An 18,608-nucleotide genomic window follows, 5' to 3' on the forward strand; every position below is an offset into this window, starting at 1 on the left:
ACGCCGTCGCGGCCGCTCGCGTCACTCGCGGGGCCCGTCGTACGGCGCGGCCAGCTTAGGAACGACTGAGAGGTTCCGGAGAAGACCCGGGGGTGCTCTCGGGGAGGAATGGGGGATAACCCCCGCTCCGCGAGCGGTGCGGCGTCAGCCGCGCTTCTGGAGCGACGCCAGGCGGTCGTTGTAGGCCGAGAGCTCGGCCTCGCCGGTGCGGTCGGCCTGACGATCGCGGCGCTTGGTCTCGCGCTCGTCGGAGCGGCTCCACATCATGGCGACGACGATCGCGAGGGCGAGGGTGGGGATCTCTCCGATGCTCCACGCGATCCCCCCGGCCGCCTGCTGGTCGGCCAGCGCGTTCGTGCCCCAGCCCATGGCTCCGTACCAGTCGGCGAGGAGGAGGCCCGTGCCCGTCATCAGGGCGAGGCCGAAGAAGGCGTGGAACGCCATCGTGCCCAGCAGCAGGAGCAGGCGCATCGGGTAGGGCACGCGGTGGACGCTCGGGTCCACTCCGATGAGCACGCTCACGAAGAGGTAGCCGGTGATCAGGAAGTGCACGATCATCCACTCGTGACCGATGTGATCGGTCGTCGCCCAGCGGAACAGCGGCGAGTAGTAGAAGCCCCAGAGCGAGCCGACGAACAGCAGCGCGGCGACGATGGGGTGCGAGATCACGGTCGCGAAGCGCGAGTGCACGGCGAGCAGGACCCACTCGCGCGGGCCGCGGGAGCCGTCGGTGCGGCGATGGACGGCCCGGGCGATGAGCGTCACGGGGGCGGCGGGCACGAGCAGGAGCGGTACGGCCATCGTCAGGACCATGTGCGAGAGCATGTGCGCGCTGAAGAGGTACTTCTCGTAGGCGTTGACCCCGCCGTTGGTGATGTACGCGAGCAGGAGCATGCCGGCGATCCACAGGACCGTGCGGTGCAGCGGCCAGCGGTCGCCGCGGCGGTGCAGGCGGACGACACCGGCGACGTAGAAGGCGATGCCGAAGGCGCAGACGAGCAGCCAGACGAGGTCGACGTTCCAGAGGGTGACGAAGTTCAGGGCGCTCGCGGGCGGCGGCAGCTTCTCGCCGGTCAGCAGCTCGGCGGGAGTCGGATCCGTGAGCTGCGTCGCGGCGATCTGGTCGACGGGGGTCGCGGTGCGGGCGAGGGCCGCGGCGACTCCGGAGGCGATGCCCATGAAGGCGAGCTCGGCGGCGACCAGCCACCAGAAGCTGCGGCCCCCGGCTCCTCCCGCGGTGCGCATCCGCGCGATCAGGACGCGCCGCTGCAGCACACCGAACAGGCCCAGCGCGATGAGGACCGCGACCTTCACGAGCACGAGGACGCCGTAGCCGGTCAACAGGTTGTCGAGCGTGGCGAGGCGGAGCTCGGCGCTGATGTAGCCGGACGCGGCGACCACGACGAAGCTGACCAGCGCGAGACTCGAGTAGCGCTCGATCACGGGCAGGAGGCGCGCGCCGGCGAGCAGCGGTCGCAGCACGATGATCGTGACGAGACCGCCGAGCCAGACCGCCGCGAAGACGAGGTGCAGGCCGAGCGCGGTGACGGCGGCGTCGTGCCCGCTCGCCCCGGCCGCGTGGCCCTGCTGCGCCATCGGCAGCAGCGTGAGCAGCGCGACGGCGGTGACGAAGACGAGCGCGGTGCGGTTGCGCACGGCGAAGCAGAGCACGGTGACGACGGCGGCGAGGAGAGTGGTGATGAGCCAGGCCTGGCCGACGGGGATGCTGCCGATGAAGTAGCTGAGCTTGGTGCCGAAGTCGCGGTCGAGGCTCAGCGGGGTCTGCGTGACGTTGAGGAAGGTGAAGAAGCCGGTGACGGCGGCCGCGGCGGCGAAGAAGGCGGCGCTCGCGGCGGCGACGTCGAGGGCGACGGTGAACTCGGTCCGCTGCTCGGTGGCCGTGGCGGGCTCGGGCTCGCGGACCGGAGCACCCGCTCCCACCAGTGCGCGCGCCTTCGTGCCGGTGACGACCCGCGGGCTGAGCGCGAAGAGGCTCAGGACGAGAGCGCCGATCATCCCGGCGGCGCCGAGGTTGACGGCGAGCTTCGCGAGCGGCAGCCCGTAGCGCACGACGGGGCCCGGATCGCTGATCGCCTGCGCGTCGGCACCGCGTCCGAACGCCAGTGCCGCGAGGAGCGCGACGAGGGCGGCGCCGACGAGGAGCAGCGCCGGGCCGAGCATCCGGACGGTTCGATTCACCCGGCAAGCCTACGTTCTCGCGCCTGACCGGGAGCCGCGACGGCGGAACGACGACGGCCCCGGCGAGTGCCGGGGCCGTCGTTCGTCGGTCGCGATGCGCGGCCGGGGGCGCGACTACTTCGCGGCGGCCTTGAGCTTGGTGCCCGCCGAGACCTTGACCGAGTGGCCGGCGGCGATCTGGATGGTCTCACCGGTCTGCGGGTTGCGGCCGGTGCGCGCGGCGCGGGACGTGCGCTCGACGGCGATCCAGCCGGGGATGGTGACCTTCACGTCGTTGGAGACGGAGTCGGCGAGGGTGGTGAAGAGCGAGTCGAGGACGCCGTTGACGGCGGCCTGGCTCTGGCCGGAGTCCGCGGCGATCTTCGCGACGAGCTCGGTGCGGTTGAGCGACTTGTCAGCCATTGGAGTGTCCTCCCAGGACGTTCGCGCTGTTGAGAACAGCTGGTTGTGGTGGATCGTCCTCGGCCGGGGACAGACTCCCTCGACCGGTCGGACCGTCCGTAACCTACCAGCCCGATCCCCGAATCCTCGCGAATCACGCCCCACGAAGCCCGGAAACACGGCGATGCGCGCCCGATCGGACCAGGTCCTCCTCCACAAGGGGGCCGTTCGCGGGCCCATCCACCGAACGCGCGCAGACCGGCCCGCGGGACGCGACGCCTCGCGAGGATCGGGCCATGTCGATCCTCTCCCTCGCCCCGGACCCCCTCCTCCCACCCCCGCGCAGCACCGCGTCACCGGCCACGGGCCGGATGCCGCAGGAGCCGGGACTCGCGGCACTCACCCTCGGGCTGCTCGCCCTGGTCTCGGCGGTGCACCCGCTCTGGGCCCTCCCGTCCGTGGGCTTCGGCGTCGCGGGCGCGATCCTCGGAATCGTGGCCCTGCTGCACCGCGGCGAGCGCCGTCGGGGCGCGGTCGGGCTCCTCTGCGCGCTGCTCGGGCTCGCGATCGCCTCGGTCACGGTGCCCGCCGCGATCGGAGGCGCGGCCGAGGTGCTCACGTGGCTGGCGGCGCTGCGGCCGGAGGCGGCGTGACGATGCGTGCTGTGACGACCCGCGCTGGGGTGCTGCGCGGCGAGGGGTCAGTCGGCGTCGCTACACTCTCGGCGGCGTGCGCCCGAGCCCGCCGGAGGGACGGCCACCATGACGCAGACGACGAACGACTGGATCTCGACCGCCATCTGGTGGCAGGTGTATCCGCTCGGCTTCACCGGCGCGGAGGCCACGGCGTCCGAGGGCCCGGGGCCGACCGGCGAACCGCGGCACCGCCTCCCCTCGCTCCTCCCCTGGCTCGACGACCTGCTGGCGCTCGGCTGCAACGGGCTGCTCCTCGGCCCGGTCTTCTCGTCGATGACGCACGGCTACGACACGATCGACCACTTCACGGTCGATCCGCGCCTGGGCGACGAGCACGACCTCGACGAGCTGATCGCCGCGTGCCGGCAGCGCGGGATCCGCGTGCTGTTCGACGGAGTCTTCAACCACGTCGGCCGCGACCACCCGTGGTGGCGCGAGGCGGTCGCCGCGGGATCCGGATCGGCCGCTGCGGCGCGGTTCTCGCGAGGGTCGTCGGCGCGGGAGGTGGACGGCCTGCTCGTGGACGTGTTCGAGGGGCACGAGGCGCTCGTCGAGCTCGACACCGCGAACCCCGAGGTCGCCGCCTACATCTCGTCGGTGATGGCCCACTGGCTCGAGCGCGGGATCGACGGGTGGCGGCTCGACGCGGCGTACGCGGTCGATCCGGGCGCCTGGCGCGCGGCGATCGATCCGCTGCGCGAGCGCTTCCCCGGCGCGTGGTTCGTCGGCGAGGTCATCCACGGCGACTACTCGGCGTACGTCCGCGAGTCGGGACTCGACTCCGTGACCCAGTACGAGCTGTGGAAGTCGGTGCGGTCCTCGATCGAGCAGGGCAACCTCTTCGAGCTCGACTGGACACTGCAGCGCCACGGCGGATTCCTCGACGAGTTCCTGCCACTCACCTTCATCGGCAACCACGATGTCACGCGTCTCGCGAGCGCGATCACCGACAGCCGGCACCACGGGCACGCGACGGCGATCCTCGGCTTCGTCGGCGGAGTGCCGAGCGTGTACTCCGGCGACGAGCGCGGGCTCGAGGGTGTGAAGGAGGAGCGTGCGGGAGGCGACGACGCGATCCGTCCCGAGTTCCCGTCCGACCCGGGCGAGTGGCCGCGCGGCGACTCCTACCGCACCTACCAGGAGGTCATCGCGTTCCGGCGGCGGCACCCGTGGCTCGCCGAGTCGCGGACGCGAACGGTCGACCTCTCGAACACCGCCGCCCTTCTGGTCGCGGACGGACCGGACGGCGAGACGGCGAGGCTCGCGCTGAACCTCGGCGACGAGCAGGCGACGGTCGGCGGTGTCACCGTCGGCCCGCACGAGTGGGTTCTCCTCGACTGACGGGACGGCGGGCGGTCCCCTACGCTCGGGGCAGGCGATCCGCGCCACGCCCGCTTCCCCCGGCGGGGTGCCTGCGGACATGCAGTCAGGAGTGGACATGTCGGCGAAGCGGCAGGACGGGGCGACCGGGCTGGGCGAGGCGCTCGCCGCTCCCGCGGACCCGGCGGGCGACCCCGGGCCGGGCGAGCGCAGCGGGCTCTCGAGCCGCATCGCCGAGGACATCCTCAGCGGCACGGGCGACTTCGGTGCCGAGGGATCCGGTGCCGAGGAGTTCGGCGCGGAGCTCTACGGAGCACCGGCGTCCGACGCTCCTGCAGGCGACGCCGCGCCGATCGACCTCCGGGCCGTCGAGATCGACGACCCCGCACGCGCTGTCGGAGACGACCCGGACCATCCGATCCACGGCTCGTTCGCGCAGGAGTTCGAGGCGCGCTGACCCCGATCCCTCCGGATCAGACCGCTCTCGGGTCCACTCCGGCGGAGTCGTCGCCCGCCGACAAGGCCTGCCCGAGGAAGCGCAGCAGCCTGAGCAGCAGCAGCTCCTTCGACTCCGACCGTCGGTACTCGTGACCCTCTCCCTCGAGCCGCAGGTACTCGACCGGCCGGCCGAGACCCTCCAGCGCCGCGACGATCTGCTCCGCTTCGCCGATCGGCACGTTCGTGTCGAGCTCGCCGTGGACGACGAGGAGCGGCACGTCGATGGCCGAGGCGCTCCCGAGCGGCGAGAGGCGCTCGAGCAGCTCGGCGTCGTGCTCGGGGTGCCCGTACTTGGTGACGGCGGCCGAGGCGATCCACGGCTCGGTGTCGCGGTAGAAGGTCAGCAGGTCGGACATGCCGCAGATGTCGACCCCGGCGGCGAACACCCCGGGCGAGAAGGCGAGCGAGGCGAGGGTCAGGTAGCCGCCGTAGGAGCGGCCGGTCACCGCGATCCGGGCCCGGTCGGCGATGCCGGCATCGACCAGGAAGTCGGCGGCCGCGAGCACGTCGTCGAACGCTCCGGTGCGCTTCTCGACGTCGTCGGCGTGCACGAAGTCGCGGCCGAAGCCCGAGGAGCCGCGGGCGTTCGGCGCGAAGACGGTGATTCCCGAGGCCGCGACGGCCTGGTGCTGCGCCGCGAACGTCGGACGCTCCTGCGACTCCGGGCCCCCGTGCAGGCTCAGCATCGCCGGGCCGCCCTCGGGCACCCCGGGAGCGCGGTAGAGCCAGCCCGAGAGGGCGAGCCCGTCGCGGCCGGCGAAGCGCTCGAGGGTGGGGACGACCAGCGGCCCGGTGGGCAGGGCCGGGACGTGGGTGAGGCGCGACCACTCGTGGGTCGCGGTGTCCATCCGCCACAGCTCACGGGGGCGCTCCGGACCCTCGACGCCGAGGACCACGCTCCCGCCGTCGCGGGAGAGCACGGGAGTCGTCGCCACGAGCCCCGGCAGACCCTTCACGGGGACCCGCTCGCCGGTGGTGGTGTCGAAGAGCTCGATCTCGCTCGAGCCTGCGACGTTCCAGACGAGCAGGAGCAGGCGGCCGGCGTCATCGGCGTCGAGGCCCTCGAGCTCGGCGTCGTCGCGCGCAGCGAGCCGGCGGATGCGTCCGCGCCAGCCGTCGGGGCCCAGCGGCATGGCGACCAGCTGGCGCCGAGGGAGGTCGACGTCGGTCGCGAGGTACGCGACGATCGGGCTCTCGTTGTCGTTGAGCGCGGAGGGGCGCAGCAGCGCGACATCGGTGGATCCGGTGCCCGAGTCGGGCAGCAGGGCGTGGTTCTCGTTGGTGAGGCGGTCGACGACGACGCAGTACTGGTGACCGCGCTGGCCGTCGCGCACGACCACGAGGCGCTCCTCGACCGAGAGGTCGAGCACCGAGATCAGGTCGCCGTCGACGAGCGGACGACGCTCGCCCGACACCGGATCGACGAGGAACGAGCGGGTCGGCTGCTCGGGCTCTGCCGAGGGCACGGTCACCACGACGTGGTGCCCGCTGCGCGTCCACGGGCCGAGCTCGGCGTGGGCGTCGCGGGAGCCCGCGATGCGCCGCGCGTCCGAGCCGTCGGGGCGCACGACCCAGACCTGGGTGCGGACGCCGCCGTCGGTCGCGACCAGGCAGGCGAGCCAGGCGGAGTCGGCGGACCACGAGACGGAGAGGACCGGATCCTCGGTGAAGCGGATGCAGTGCGCGGCGGGCGGCTCGCCCTCGGAGGCGACATCCTGCACCCACACCTCGGGCGAGCCACCACGATCGCTGATGAAGGCGGTGCGGGCGGCATCCGGAGTCATGGTGGGGCCCCAGCTGCCCCAGGCGTGGGCGAGCTCGAGGCCGAGCCGCTCGGCGGCGGCCAGCCGGTCGGGTGCGAGGAGGGTCATGCGACCATCCTTCTGCACCGGCCCGCACGCGTGTTGCGCGGCGGGCGAACGGGACGCGACGGTTCGGCACCGGGCGACGGCTCAGCCGACGCCGTGCTCCTGGAGCCACATCTCGAGCAGGGCGAGCTGCCAGAGCTCGTTCGAGCCGAGGCGGGTGCGGGTGGCGTTCGGGTCGGCGAGGAGGGAGTCGACGGTGGCCGGGTCGAAGATCGCGCGGTCGCGGGCCGACGGATCCGTGAGCGCCGCGCGGACGCGCTCGAGGTACGGCCCCTCGAGCTGGCGGATCGCGGGTACCGGGAAGTAGCCCTTCGTGCGGTCGATCACCTCATCCGGGACGATGCCGCGCACGGCGCGCTTGAGCACGCCCTTGCCGCCGTCGGCGAGCTTGAGCTCGGGCGGGATCCGGCCGACGAGCTCGACGAACTCGTGGTCGAGGAACGGCACACGGGCCTCGAGCCCCCACGCCATCGTCATGTTGTCGACGCGCTTCACCGGGTCGTCGACGAGCATCACGGTCGTGTCGTTCCGCAGCGCCGCATCGACCGAGGTGTCGGCGCCGGGGCGGCCGAAGCGCTCGGCGATGAACGCCGTCGCCGCATCCTCGCCGCGCCACTCCGGCGTCAGGAGCGCCTGCAGCTCGGGGAAGCGCCGGTCGAAGAAGACCGACGCGTACGCCTCCGCCGCCCCCTCACGGGGGACCCCGGCGAGCGGCGGGTACCAGTCGTAGCCGCCGAGCACCTCGTCGGCGCCCTGCCCCGACTGCACCACCTTCACGTGCTGAGAGACGTCCTCACTCAGCAGGTAGAAGGCGACCGCGTCGTGGGACACCATCGGCTCGCTCATCGCGGCGATCGCGCAGTCGATCCCGGGCAGCAGGCGCGCGGAGTCGATCGCGATGCGGTGGTGGTCGGTGCCGAACCGCTCGGCCACGAGACCCGAGTACTCGAACTCGTTCCCCGACTCCCCGCCCGCCGAGTCGAAGCCGATCGAGAAGGTCTGCAGGCCCGTCTGACCGGCCTCGGCGAGCAGCGCGACGACGAGGCTCGAGTCGATGCCGCCCGAGAGCAGCACCCCGACGGGCACATCGGCGACCATGCGGCGCTCGACAGCCGTCCGGAACGACGCGATGAGCGCCTCCTGCCAGTCCCTCTCGGACCAGTCGGCGCGGGAGGGATCGCGCGCGAACACCGGCTCCCAGTAGACGTGGTCACGGCTCGTGCCGTCCGGCTCGATCACGCGCACCGTCGCGGGCGGCAGCTTCGTGACGCCGGTGAGGATGGTGCGCGGTGCCGGCACGACCGAGTGGAAGCTCAGGTAGAACATCAGCGCTGTGCGGTCGATCGAGGTGTCGGCGACTCCGCCCGCGAGCAGCGCCTGCACGGTCGAGGCGAAACGGAGGCGCTCGGGCGTCTCGTCGAGGTAGAGCGGCTTGATGCCGAGGCGGTCGCGCGCCATCACGACGCGGCCCGAGACGTGCTCGACGATGACGAACGCGAACATCCCGAGGAACCGGTCGACGCAGTCGACGCCCCACTCGGCGTACGCCTTGCCGATCACCTCGGTGTCGGAGTGCGAGAAGAAGCGGTGCCCCTTGCCCTCGAGCTCGGCGCGCAGCTTCTCGTAGTTGTAGATGCAGCCGTTGAACACGATCGAGAGGCCCAGCGCCGGATCGATCATCGGCTGGGAGCCGGCGGCCGAGAGGTCGATGATCGAGAGCCGCCGGTGTCCGAGCGCGACCGGGCCGCGGGCCCACAGCCCGTCCCCGTCGGGACCGCGGTGCGCCATGCACCCGGTCATCCGCTCGACGGCGCCCGCATCGGCGCGCCGCCCGTCGAACCTGATCTCGCCGCCCAGCCCGCACATGCGTCAGCGCCCCACGATCCAGGTGTCCTTGGCGCCGCCGCCGCGGGAGGAGTTGACGATCATGCTGCCCTCGGCCGCCACGCGGGTCAGCGCGAGATCGGCGAGGCGGACGTCGGACGGCCCCGTCCCCGTCACGAAGACGAAGGCGCGGAGGTCGACGTGCCGGGGCTGCAGCTCGGTGCCCGAGAAGGAGGGCAGGGACGACAGGCGGACGACCTCCTGTGCGACCCACGCCTCCGGTTCGGCCGCGATCTCGGCGCGCCTCTCGGCGACGCGCACGGCGGCGGCGGAGGGGCCGATCATGACTCCTCGACCGCCGTAGCCGTCGACGGGCTTGGTCACCAGCTCGCCGACGCGCTCGAGCACGATGCGGCGCTCGGCCTCGTCCTCGGGGCGGTAGGTCGGCACCGACTCGAGCAGCGGGCGCTCGTCGAGGTAGTAGCCGATCAGCTCGGGCACGGCGCAGTAGAGCGCCTTGTCGTCGGCGACGCCGTTGCCGGGAGCGTTGGCGAGGAACACGTGGCCGGCCGCGGCGACCTCGAGCACCCGCTGACCGATCGCGTTGTCGTCGGCGACCAGGTCGGCCAGCTCGACGTCGAGTCGGAGGTAGAGGGCGTCGACGACGACGCCGTCTGCACGCACGCGACCTCCCTCGACGACGAGATCCCCGGCCTCGAGCAGGGGGAGACCCGCGCCCTCGGCGAGGCGCTTGTGCTCGAACCAGGCCGAGCTCGATGCGCCGCTCGAGAGCAGAGCCGCAACCGGCTCGGAAACGGCCGGATCGACGCCGTGCAGCAGCGTGCGCCGCAGCTCGGCGAACGCACTCGACGGGTCGAGCAGACCCTCCGGCCGGGGCAGCTCGGGCAGGAGGTCGTCGACGAGGGAGCGGATGCCCATCGCATAGGCGAGCCCGCTGGGGTTCCGGAGGTTGTCCTCGAGCACGCGCCATCCGCCGAATTCGTTCCGGACGAGATCGAAGCCCATCACGGCTCCGCGGACGGTGCCCGGTGGGAGCCGGGTCCCCTCGTCCCGCCAGCCCGCCGAACCGCGGAGCGTCCTGACGACGCCGTCGCGCTCGGCCCGCTTGTCGCCGTACGCGTCCTGGAGGAAGCACTCGAGCGCACGCGCCCGCTGCTCGAGGCCGGCGGCCAGCTCGGTCCACTCGTGCGCCTGCAGGATCCGCGGCACGAGATCGACCGGGAAGGGCCGGTCCTCGTCCTCCAGGCGGAAGGTGATGCCGGCCGCCTCGACCAGGCGGTCGCGCGACTCGTGCAGCTCGCCGAGACGCTCGGGACCGAGCCCGCGGAAGTGCTCGAGGATCGGCTGGTAGGCGCTGCGCGGACGGCCTCCGGTCGCGACGGCCTCGTCTCCCGCGCGCACCCGGTAGGTGCGGAGGCTCGGCGCGGGCAGGATAGGTCCGCTCGCCGGCCCGTGGGTCTCGGCGATCACGGAGTCGACGACGGCGTCGAGGGTGCCGCGCTCGGCGTAGACCGCCCGCTGGCGATCGGCGGAGTTGCCCCGCGCGATGAGCGCCTCGGCCAGATCGCGGACCTGCTCGAGGTCGCCGAGCTCGTCGAGGGCGGGCTGGAGGCGCGCGATCATGCTGCGCAGCGCCTCCGCCGCGGGGACGGGCCGGGGGTGCTCGGTGTGGTCGAGGAGCTGCCCGGCGAGCCCGCCGCGCGCAGCCTGCCAGGTGGCGGCGCGCTGGATCGGCGGCGGCGTGTGCCGGAACGGGCGGCCCGCCTCGATGTCGAGCTCGGCCGATCGGACCAGTCCGCGGAAGAGACCGGCGACGAGCACCGCGTCGTCGACGATCGGCATCGCGTCGCAGACCCGCAGCTCGAGGGTGGGGGCGTGCGAGGAGGGCCGCACGTCGAAGTAGGCCATCTTGGAGTCGGCGATGACACCGGTCGCGATGAGGTCGTCGAGGAGGCGGTCGTACTCCGCCGCGGAGGCCAGCGGCCCGGTCGCACCCGCGCTCGGCCAGCGCTGCCAGATGATCGTGCGGATGCTCGCGTAGCCCGTGTCCTGGCCGTTCCAGTACGGGCTGCTCGCGCTCGCCGAGAGCAGCACCGGCAGGTCGCGCGCGATCCGCTGCGAGATCTGGACGGCGAGCTCGCGATCCGAGACGCCGACGTGGATCTGGGTGCCGCAGATCAGCTGCTCGTCCACGAGCATCCGGTACTGCTCCTGCATCCGCCCGTACCGGCCCGTGCTGGTGAGCTCGAAGTCCTTGTGCTCCGAGCGCGGGGCGGTGCCGACGGCGGCGATGCCGATGCCGTCGGGAGCCGCCGCATCGATGACCGCCTTGCGGAGGGTGATGAGCTGCTCCCGCAGGCCGTCGAGCGAGTCGACGACCGGGGTGTTCGTCTCGACCGTCGTGCGCTGCAGCTCTGCCGAGAAGTTCTCTCTCGGCAACCGCGCGAGCACCTGGGGGGCGTGCGCGGAGAGCTGCTTCGTCTCGAGGTCGATCAGGTGGAGCTCTTCCTCCGCGCCGAGTGTGAGTTCTGCGCGCATGGGGTTACCGTACGACGCCCATGTTTCGGGCAGCTACGGGGTTGCCCGCTCCCTGACCGCGTGGATGCGGTCAGCGGGCCGTGCGGCCGCGCAGCTCGATGTCGATCTGCGAGGAGTCGAGGGCGGCGAGCACCGACTCGAGCACGTCGGCGTCGAAGGTGCCGTCGTCGCGCGCATCGAGCAGGGCCGAGCGCTGCGCGTCGATGACCGAGAGGCGGTGCCGCTTGGCGCTCTCGAACGACTCGGTGCTCCTCTCCTCCGGCGCGGGAGGCGGGGCGTCGATCGCGTCGGCGCTGGTCCTCAGGAGGGCGAAGATGCGCGTGCGCTCGTCCGCCCGGGCCCTGTCGACCGCCTCCTGGTCGACCTTCGGGGCGATCGTGCGGAGCAGCGGCCCGATGGTGCCGCCCTGCAGCACGAGCGAGAGGGTCGCCACCGCGAAGGCGATCAGGACGAGGACGGAGCGCTGCGGAGTGTCCTCGGGCAGTGTCTGCGCGGCCGCGACAGTGACGGCTCCGCGCATCCCGGCCCAGACCACCGCAGTGCCCTCCCGCCAGCCCAGCGGTGCGTGGACGAAGTACTCCATGTCGGCGAGGATCCGCCTGAGCCGCACGGAGAAGCGGTCGAGGTCGCGCTCGGAGCGCTTCCGGCCGCGCTGCGAGTCGAGCGTCTCCTGCCGGCCCTCCGGTGTGGCCAGCTTCTCGTGCAGATCCTCCACGCGCGGCCGCATCCGCTCCCGGAGCCGGGATCTGCTCGACAGGACGCCGAGCAGCGGCGCCACGTAGATCGCGCGGACGAGGATCGTGAGCAGCAGCGCGCCGACCGCGACGAGGACCGCCGGCCAGACGCCCGCATGATCCTCCTCGACGCTCGTGACGATCGCCCGGATCTGCAGCCCCATGGTCAGGAACACGGCGCCCTCGAGCACCAGCTCGACCGTGCGCCAGTTCTGCGAGTCCGAGAGGCGGTTCTGCGGCGAGAGCTCGCGCGGGGCGCGGATGCCGGTGACGATTCCGGCGACGACAGCCGCCACCAGACCGGAGGCGCCCAGCAGCTCGGCCGGCACCGAGGCGAGGAACGGCACGGTGAACGACAGGATCGTGTTGACCGTCGGATCGCCGATGCGCTGCCGCACGACCAGGTTCAGCCAGCCGACGAGGGCGCCGATCGCGACCGCGACGGCCACCGAGTAGGCGAACGAGCCGACGGCTCCCCAGAACGAGAATCCGGCCGCGGCGGCGACGATCGCGGTGCGCAGCAGCACCAGGGCGGTCGCGTCGTTGAGCAGGCTCTCGCCGTCGAGCATCGCCACGACCCTCCGCGAGACGGTCGTGCCCTTGACGATCGAGGTGGCGACGGCGTCGGTCGGGCTGACGATCGCGCCGAGCGCGACTCCCCAGGCGAAGCCGAGATCGGGGACGGCGAGGAGGAAGAACACGCCCAGCGCGAGCGAGGTGCCGACCACGAGCAGCACCGACAGCCCGCTGATCGCGCCGAACTCGCGTCGGAAGTTCATCGCGGGCATCGCCACCGCGCTCGAGTACAGCAGCGGCGGCAGCACCCCCTGCAGGATCCACTCGGGCTCGATCTCGACCGCCTCGACGCCGGGAAGGAGGCCGGCACCGACTCCGATCGCCACGAGCACGAGCGGCGAGGCGATGCCGAGGCGGGGGCCGACCAGCGTCGCGGCCGCGATCACGACGAGCGCCGTCACGATCACGACGAGGAACTGGGTCACGAGACGAGGCCGAGCCCGGCGATCACCTCGGCGCCGGCGAGCCGGGCGAGCACCGCCCCCGGGAGCACGATCTTGGACCGGCGGACGCCGCTGCCGATCACGACGGCGGGCCGCTCGAGCACGCGCGCGTCGATCAGGAGGCGCCAGCCACTGGGCAGGCCGATCGGCGTGATGCCGCCGAACTCCATCCCCGACTCGGCGACCGCCCGCTCCATCGGGAGGAACGACGCCTTGCGGACGTCGAGCAGCCTCCGGACGGCTCCGTTCACGTCGGCGCGGGAGTCGGCCAGCACGACGCACGCCGCGATCCGCTCCTCGCCCGCACGGGATCCGGCGACGACCACGCAGTTGGCCAGGTCGCCGTCGTCGAGTCCGTAGCGCTGCTTCGTGACCGCCGTGTCGGAGTCGGCGGCGTCGATCTCGACGACCTCCAGCTCCCCGAGCAGGCCGTCGCGCTCGGCTCCGGCGCGGACGGGGTCGGCGAGCAGGTCGAGGTGCTCCGACGCGGGCACGGTGGTCAGCGAGCCGAGGGTCATGCGGTCTCCGTCAGTCCGGGGTGGGGGGCGGCTCCCATCGTCGCGCACTCGGGGACGTCTCAGGAGGTGTGCGCGACCGAGGCGGGACCGAGACGCCCGGCGTGGACGTCGTCGAAGAAGTCGGGACGGAGGACGAGGCGCTCGATGTCGTACCAGCCCGAGGTCCAGCCGTCGCCGAGCGGGTTCTGCGGATCGAGGAGGACGTGCCCCGGAGTGGACCCGCGTCCGAGCGCGGCCGCGATCGTGCGGTCGGAGTCGTAGAGCGCGTGCTCGATCAGGGGCGCGAAGACCTCGTGCACGGCGAACGCCTCGGGCGTTCCGAGGAAGACGGGGACCAGCTCCTGCCCCTCGCGCAGCCCGTTCGGCCACCAGCGGAACCGCGCGACGAGCTCGTGGCACGAGTTGCAGTCCGGCGAGAAGAAGACGAGGTGGGTCGGCGGCTCGGCGAACTCGGCCAGCAGGATGCGCTGGCCGGGGAAGGTGCTGAACGCGAGGCCGTCGGTGTGGTCGGCAGGGGTGGAGGGCGCGGCCCGGCGGTCGCGGACCAGCACGAGCACGACCGCGACGAGCGCGGCGGCGAGACCGGAGGCGACGGTCGACGCGAGGACCGGGCCGAGCAGGGCGGCGGGGGCGGGACCCGCGAGCCCCGCGAGGGCGAGGGCCAGGAGGAGCGCGTTGCGCGCGACGGTCCGGCCCGTCATCCGCGTCTCGCCGAGACCGCCGAAGCACTCGCAGTCGACCGGCTCCGGCGCCCGCGAGGCGCGGACCGCGACGACGAGGAACACGGCGTAGACGAGAGCCGCGGCCGCGAGCCCTGCGCGGTGGAGCGGAAAGGGGGCCAGCACGACCGCCGTGCCGAGGAGGATCTCGCCGAACGGGAAGACCCGGGCGAACAGCGGACCCCGGGCGAGCAGCGCCGGGAGGCCGAGGGCGGTGAGGCTGTCGCGGAACGCCGCCCCCCGACCGAGCTTGAGCGCCCCGCTGACCACGAGGACCGCGCCGGCGAACCAGCCGGCGAGCGCCGTCACCACCTCGAGCATGGGTCTCCCGTTCTGCCTGTCCTCGAGCACGGTATCCCAGGCTCGACGAGCCCTCGTCCGGGCGGCGGCAAACGACGGCGGGCGGGCGCTCAGGCGGTGGTGAGGTACACCTTGCGGAGCGTCTCGGTGACGATCCAGCGGGTCCGGGCGCCCTCGGCGAGCCGCACGATCACTCCCGGCTCGAGCTCGACGACGACATCGGCGATCTCGATGCGCCCGCGTCCCGAGACCACGACGAACACCTCCTCCGCCTCGGTGTCGCGCGCCTCGCCCGGCGCCATCTCCCAGACGCCGATCTCGAGGCCGCCGAGGGTTCCGAGGGGCTGCAGAGCGGTCGCGGGCGCGGCCTCCCCCGCATCCAGCGGTTCGAGGGCGACGTCGGCGATGCGGACGGCGGTGTGGTGGGCGAGGAGCGGCACGGCGGATCCTTCTCAGCGGGTCAGGAGTCGAAGCCGAGCCCGAGGGCGTCGAGCGACTTCAGGAGGAGGTTGCGCCGGCCTCCGTCGTGATCGGCGCGGTCGAGCGACCAGCGGGTCGCCTGGATGCCGATCGACGCGAACGGCTCGGGCGGGAAGGGCAGGGGCCTGTTCCGCACCATCTCGAGCTCGGTGCGCTCGGTGCGCTCGCCGGCGAGCAGGTCGAGCATCACGTCGGCGGCGAAGGCCGTGGTGCCGACTCCGAGTCCCGTGTAGCCCGCGGCGTAGGCGACCCGGCCGCCGAGGGCGGTGCCGTAGAACGCGGCGAACTGCGTGCTGGTGTCGATCACTCCCGCCCAGCGATGGCTGAAGCGCACGCCCTCGAGCTGCGGGAAGGTGGTGAGGAAGTGCGAGGCGAGCGCGCGGTGGGTCTCCGGTCGCTCCTCGTACGCCGAGCGGATCCGCCCGCCGGGGTGGTAGACGGCGTCGTAGCCGCCCCACAGGATGCGGTCGTCGGCGGTGCGCCGGTAGTAGTGGAACTGGTTGGCGACGTCGCTCAGCCCCTCGCGGCCCTCCCAGCCGATCGCGGCGAGCTGCGCCGCGTCGAGCGGCTCGGTCATCAGCACGTAGTCGTAGACGGGGACCGTCATCAGGCGTGTCCGCGCGAGGAGCGACGGGAAGGCGCTGGTGCCGAGGATCACCTGCGCAGCCGTGGCACTGCCTCCGTCGGTGCGCACCGTGACGCGGGCGCCGGTGCTCTCGAGGCCGAGGACCCGGCTGTTCTCGTGGATCTCGACGCCCAGCTCCTCCGCGATCCGCGCGAGCTCGCGGGCCAGCTTGCCGGGGTGCACGAGAGCGCACTGCTCGGCGGGGGCGGCGAGGCCCGCGAGGAAGGTGGGCGAGTCGACGACCCCGCGCACCTCCGTCTCGTCGAGGAACCGGCCGCCCGCGACACCGTCGCCCTCGGCGAGCCACTCGACCTGGTGCTCCTCGACCGCGACTGCGAGCGACCCGGTGCGCTCGAAGTCGCAGTCCATCCCGTAGCGGGCGATCGTCTCCTGGATGCCGTCGAGGTTCTCGACGCCGAGGCGCTCGAGGTCCTCGAACTCAGCGGGCCAGCGGGCGAGTCCGTTCTCGCGGCCGTGGGTGAGGCTCGACTCGACGAAGCCGCCGTTGCGGCCGGAGGCGGCCCATCCGATCGAGCGCGCCTCGAGCAGGATCACGCGGCGGCTCGGGTCGCGCTCCTTGGCGCGCAGGGCGCTCCAGAGACCGGAGTAGCCGCCGCCGACGATCACGAGATCGGCGGTCGCAGGGCCCGAGAGCGGGGCGCGGGGCGCGGGGGCGTCGTCGAGCCAGAAGACTCCGCGCCGCGAGCCGGCGAGCGAGTCGGTGACGAGAGAGGGCGAGGGGGCGCGACGTTCGAAAACCGTTGTGCTGAGCGGCATGGTGCCTCTATTAGGTCATCGATTGAGGCGATAGGCAACCGGATCCGTCGAAATGCCTCGCCCGGTCGGGAGGGGTCGCGGGAGCTCCAGGCCCGTGTCGCCCCTCCGCTCTACACTGCGGAGGGGATCGGAGGGGTCATGAGACGACGCGCGGCGCGCGACCGGGCCACGGCCCCGGTGGCACCGGTCCCCGTGGCGCCCGAGCCGGAGGTGACGCCCGGGATCCGCATCGCCGCGGCCTGGAGCTGGCGGTTCCTCGCCGTCGCCGCGGTCCTCTACCTCGTCGTGCGGCTGGTCTCGCTGATCCCCGTGGTCGTCGTCCCCGTGCTGATCGCCCTGCTGCTGACCGCACTGCTCACTCCGCTCCGCGATCGCCTCGAACGACTGCGCTGGCCGCGCTGGCTCTCGGTCGTCGTGTCGCTCCTCGCGATGCTGCTGGCGCTGCTCGGCCTGATCGGGCTCGTCGTCGTGCAGTCGCGCGCCGGCTTCAGCGGGTTCGGGCAGCGGCTCCTCGACTCGGTGGACGACGTGGAGGCGTGGCTGCAGGGCCCGCCGCTCTCGTTCTCGGACGTGCAGCTCGGCGACTGGGCTCAGCAGGCGGTGTCGTGGGTCGACACGAAGGCGGCGACCATCGCCTCCGGGGCGCTCGCGGTCGGCTCGCAGGTCGCCGAGCTCGTCGCCGGCGCTCTGCTCACCCTGTTCTCCCTGATCTTCCTGCTGCTCGACGGGCGGCGGATCTGGGAGTGGATCCTCCGCCTGCTGCCCCGGCGCGCCCGCCCCGCGCTCGAACGGGGCGGCGCAGCCGGCTGGCGCACGCTGAGCCAGTTCGTGCGGGCCCAGCTCGGAGTCGCGGCGATCAACGCGATCGGGATCGGCATCGGCGCTCTGGCGCTGCAGCTGCCGCTGGTCGTGCCGATCGCGATCGTGGTGTTCCTCGGGTCGTTCGTGCCGATCCTCGGGGCGATCGTGACGGGCGCGCTCGCGGCCCTCGTCGCGCTCGTGTTCAGCGGGCCGGTCGCCGCGCTCGTGATGATCGGCGTGGTCGTCCTGGTGCACCTGCTCGAGGGGCACGTGCTGCAGCCGCTGATCCTCGGGACCGCGGTGAAGGTGCATCCGCTCGCCGTCGTGCTCGGCGTGGCGACCGGCCTCGAGGTGGGCGGCCTGGCCGGGGCGCTCTTCGCCGTGCCGGTGATCGCGACGCTGAACTCGGCGATCACCGCGATGCGGGCGCCGTGAGCGCGTTCGATCCGGAGGCGCTGCCGGGATCGGTGGTGCTGCCGGCACTCGCTTGCCCGGTCTGCGGCGGTGCCCTCGCACCGGATGCGCTGCCACGCCCCTCGATGCTCCGCTGCGCCCTCGGGCACAGCGCCGACATCGCTCGGCAGGGCTACGCGTCGCTCCTGCGGGGGCGTCACGCGACCTCGGGCGACACGGCGGCGATGGTGCAGGCGCGGTCCGACCTGCTCGGCTCCGGGCACTACGGGCCCATCCAGGCGGCGGTCGCGGAGGCGGTGCCCGACCGCGCGCGGCTCGTCGTCGATCTGGGCTGCGGCACGGGGGCGTACCTCGCGGCGGTGCTCGACGCGCGGCCCGGGGCGTGCGGGCTCGGGCTCGATCTGTCGGCGCCCGCCGCTCGGCGGGCGGCACGGGCGCATCCGCGCGCCGCGATCGCGACGGCGGACCTGTGGCAGCCGCTCCCCCTCGCCGACGCGAGTGCCGACGCGCTCCTCACCGTCTTCGCACCGCGCAACGCCCCCGAGATGCTGCGCGTGCTGCGGCCGGGCGGCGTCGCGGTCGTCGTCACGCCGCGAGAGCGGCACCTGCACGAGATCCGCGCCGGACTGAGGATGCTCGGGATCGACGCGGGCAAGGCGGAGCGGCTCGACGAGCAGCTGGCGGGCTTCACGCTCGCCGATCGCCGCGAGCTCGACTACACGGTGTCGATGACGCGGGACGAGCTGCGCGCGGAGGTGCTGATGGGGCCGAGTGCGCACCACGTCGATGCGGCGTCGCTCGAGGCGGCGCTGACGGGGCAGGCGGACGTGACCGGGGTGACGGTGGCGGTGACCGTGTCGGTGTTCACGAAATAGGG

Annotated in this window: 15 protein-coding genes; 5 read left to right on the forward strand and 10 right to left on the reverse strand. The window is 73.0% G+C overall.

Going from position 1 to position 18,608, the window contains the following annotated elements; genetic code table 11:
* Positions 1-144 precede the first annotated feature (144 nt).
* On the reverse strand, positions 145-2,181 hold the full coding sequence (locus ASG06_RS02260) for a cytochrome c oxidase assembly protein (RefSeq protein WP_056037900.1): 2,037 nt from the start codon (positions 2,179-2,181) through the stop codon (positions 145-147).
* A gap of 132 nt (positions 2,182-2,313) precedes the next feature.
* Complete coding sequence (locus ASG06_RS02265; RefSeq protein ID WP_056037903.1) at positions 2,314-2,601, reverse strand: HU family DNA-binding protein; 288 nt, start codon at positions 2,599-2,601, stop codon at positions 2,314-2,316.
* A gap of 275 nt (positions 2,602-2,876) precedes the next feature.
* Here ASG06_RS02265 and ASG06_RS02270 point away from each other — a divergent pair, with 275 nt between their 5' ends.
* The 3 genes from ASG06_RS02270 (at position 2,877) to ASG06_RS02280 (ending at position 5,052) form a co-directional block, all read left to right on the forward strand.
* Positions 2,877-3,233: a hypothetical protein gene (locus ASG06_RS02270; protein ID WP_056037906.1), complete on the forward strand. Its 357-nt coding sequence runs from the start codon at positions 2,877-2,879 to the stop codon at positions 3,231-3,233.
* Between the two features lie 108 nt (positions 3,234-3,341).
* On the forward strand, positions 3,342-4,616 hold the full coding sequence (locus ASG06_RS02275; protein ID WP_056037909.1) for an alpha-amylase family glycosyl hydrolase: 1,275 nt from the start codon (positions 3,342-3,344) through the stop codon (positions 4,614-4,616).
* 79 nt (positions 4,617-4,695) lie between these two features.
* A complete protein-coding gene (locus ASG06_RS02280; RefSeq protein ID WP_156465826.1) occupies positions 4,696-5,052 on the forward strand; it encodes a hypothetical protein in 357 nt (118 codons plus the stop codon).
* 16 nt (positions 5,053-5,068) lie between these two features.
* On the opposite strand, the gene ASG06_RS02285 is transcribed toward ASG06_RS02280, so the two are convergent.
* From ASG06_RS02285 to ASG06_RS02320, 8 genes are all read right to left on the reverse strand, one after another.
* On the reverse strand, positions 5,069-6,964 hold the full coding sequence (locus tag ASG06_RS02285; RefSeq protein WP_056037916.1) for a S9 family peptidase: 1,896 nt from the start codon (positions 6,962-6,964) through the stop codon (positions 5,069-5,071).
* 81 nt (positions 6,965-7,045) lie between these two features.
* Positions 7,046-8,827 carry an N-acetylglutaminylglutamine amidotransferase gene (locus ASG06_RS02290; protein WP_056037919.1) on the reverse strand — a complete coding sequence of 594 codons (1,782 nt, stop codon included), beginning with the start codon at positions 8,825-8,827 and terminating at the stop codon, positions 7,046-7,048.
* A gap of 3 nt (positions 8,828-8,830) precedes the next feature.
* Positions 8,831-11,344: a glutamate--cysteine ligase gene (locus ASG06_RS02295; protein ID WP_056037922.1), complete on the reverse strand. Its 2,514-nt coding sequence runs from the start codon at positions 11,342-11,344 to the stop codon at positions 8,831-8,833.
* A 70-nt stretch (positions 11,345-11,414) separates the two neighbouring features.
* A complete protein-coding gene (locus ASG06_RS02300; RefSeq protein ID WP_056037925.1) occupies positions 11,415-13,079 on the reverse strand; it encodes a cation:proton antiporter in 1,665 nt (554 codons plus the stop codon).
* Positions 13,076-13,615 (reverse strand): YbaK/EbsC family protein, encoded by a 540-nt coding sequence (locus ASG06_RS02305; RefSeq protein WP_056037928.1) that lies wholly within the window; start codon positions 13,613-13,615, stop codon positions 13,076-13,078. Before ASG06_RS02305 ends, ASG06_RS02300 begins: the two co-directional genes overlap by 4 nt.
* 59 nt (positions 13,616-13,674) lie before the next feature.
* Positions 13,675-14,655 carry a MauE/DoxX family redox-associated membrane protein gene (locus ASG06_RS02310; protein WP_056037931.1) on the reverse strand — a complete coding sequence of 327 codons (981 nt, stop codon included), beginning with the start codon at positions 14,653-14,655 and terminating at the stop codon, positions 13,675-13,677.
* An 89-nt stretch (positions 14,656-14,744) separates the two neighbouring features.
* Positions 14,745-15,074 (reverse strand): cupin domain-containing protein, encoded by a 330-nt coding sequence (locus tag ASG06_RS20410; RefSeq protein WP_082498877.1) that lies wholly within the window; start codon positions 15,072-15,074, stop codon positions 14,745-14,747.
* Between the two features lie 20 nt (positions 15,075-15,094).
* Positions 15,095-16,516 carry an NAD(P)/FAD-dependent oxidoreductase gene (locus ASG06_RS02320; RefSeq protein ID WP_056037934.1) on the reverse strand — a complete coding sequence of 474 codons (1,422 nt, stop codon included), beginning with the start codon at positions 16,514-16,516 and terminating at the stop codon, positions 15,095-15,097.
* Between the two features lie 138 nt (positions 16,517-16,654).
* Between ASG06_RS02320 and ASG06_RS02325 the strand changes: the two genes are divergently transcribed.
* Together ASG06_RS02325 and ASG06_RS02330 are read left to right on the forward strand one after the other, a co-directional pair.
* Positions 16,655-17,752 (forward strand): AI-2E family transporter, encoded by a 1,098-nt coding sequence (locus ASG06_RS02325; RefSeq protein ID WP_082498878.1) that lies wholly within the window; start codon positions 16,655-16,657, stop codon positions 17,750-17,752.
* Positions 17,749-18,606, forward strand: a complete 858-nt coding sequence (locus tag ASG06_RS02330; RefSeq protein ID WP_197409347.1) for a methyltransferase domain-containing protein — start codon at positions 17,749-17,751, stop codon at positions 18,604-18,606. Before ASG06_RS02325 ends, ASG06_RS02330 begins: the two co-directional genes overlap by 4 nt.
* The last annotated feature ends 2 nt before the right edge of the window (positions 18,607-18,608 follow it).

This window comes from Rathayibacter sp. Leaf185, assembly GCF_001423885.1.
In the GTDB taxonomy this organism is placed as follows: Bacteria; Actinomycetota; Actinomycetes; order Actinomycetales; family Microbacteriaceae; genus Rathayibacter.

Bases quoted from the DNA above. Each gene is read 5' to 3' on its own strand.
- ASG06_RS02260 (WP_056037900.1), bottom strand. From the start codon at position 2,181: ATGCTCGGCCCGGCGCTGCTCCTCGTCGGCGCCGCCCTCGTCGCGCTC.
- ASG06_RS02265 (WP_056037903.1), bottom strand. From the start codon at position 2,601: ATGGCTGACAAGTCGCTCAACCGCACCGAGCTCGTCGCGAAGATCGCC.
- ASG06_RS02270 (WP_056037906.1), top strand. From the start codon at position 2,877: ATGTCGATCCTCTCCCTCGCCCCGGACCCCCTCCTCCCACCCCCGCGC.
- ASG06_RS02275 (WP_056037909.1), top strand. From the start codon at position 3,342: ATGACGCAGACGACGAACGACTGGATCTCGACCGCCATCTGGTGGCAG.
- ASG06_RS02280 (WP_156465826.1), top strand. From the start codon at position 4,696: ATGCAGTCAGGAGTGGACATGTCGGCGAAGCGGCAGGACGGGGCGACC.
- ASG06_RS02285 (WP_056037916.1), bottom strand. From the start codon at position 6,964: ATGACCCTCCTCGCACCCGACCGGCTGGCCGCCGCCGAGCGGCTCGGC.
- ASG06_RS02290 (WP_056037919.1), bottom strand. From the start codon at position 8,827: ATGTGCGGGCTGGGCGGCGAGATCAGGTTCGACGGGCGGCGCGCCGAT.
- ASG06_RS02295 (WP_056037922.1), bottom strand. From the start codon at position 11,344: ATGCGCGCAGAACTCACACTCGGCGCGGAGGAAGAGCTCCACCTGATC.
- ASG06_RS02305 (WP_056037928.1), bottom strand. From the start codon at position 13,615: ATGACCCTCGGCTCGCTGACCACCGTGCCCGCGTCGGAGCACCTCGAC.
- ASG06_RS02310 (WP_056037931.1), bottom strand. From the start codon at position 14,655: ATGCTCGAGGTGGTGACGGCGCTCGCCGGCTGGTTCGCCGGCGCGGTC.
- ASG06_RS02320 (WP_056037934.1), bottom strand. From the start codon at position 16,516: ATGCCGCTCAGCACAACGGTTTTCGAACGTCGCGCCCCCTCGCCCTCT.
- ASG06_RS02325 (WP_082498878.1), top strand. From the start codon at position 16,655: ATGAGACGACGCGCGGCGCGCGACCGGGCCACGGCCCCGGTGGCACCG.